Raw genomic sequence first — 355 nt, 5'->3', positions numbered from 1 at the left:
GTGGATCAGAATGCCACGGTGAATACGTTCCCGGGCCTTGTACACACCGCCCGTCACACCATGGGAGTGGGTTGCAAAAGAAGTAGGTAGCTTAACCTTCGGGAGGGCGCTTACCACTTTGTGATTCATGACTGGGGTGAAGTCGTAACAAGGTAGCCGTAGGGGAACCTGCGGYTGGATCACCTCCTTACCTGAAGATACCTTCCCGCGCAGTGTCCACACAGATTGTCTGATAAAAAGTAATGAGCAGGACGGCTGCGAAGTCGTGACACTTTTGTGTCCCCTTCGTCTAGCGGTTAGGACTCCGCCCTTTCACGGCGGCAACAGGGGTTCGAATCCCCTAGGGGACGCCACC

General features: G+C 55.4%; 1 tRNA gene and 1 rRNA gene. Both read left to right on the top strand.

Features of this window, described 5'->3' with window-relative positions:
* Positions 1-190, top strand: a 16S ribosomal RNA gene (locus AC1DNC_RS16815); the annotation flags it as partial.
* Between the two features lie 88 nt (positions 191-278).
* Positions 279-353, top strand: a tRNA-Glu gene (locus tag AC1DNC_RS16810).
* The last annotated feature ends 2 nt before the right edge of the window (positions 354-355 follow it).

The organism is Arthrobacter sp. 01N442, assembly GCF_056399345.1.
This window is presented reverse-complemented; position numbering and strand designations above follow the sequence as displayed.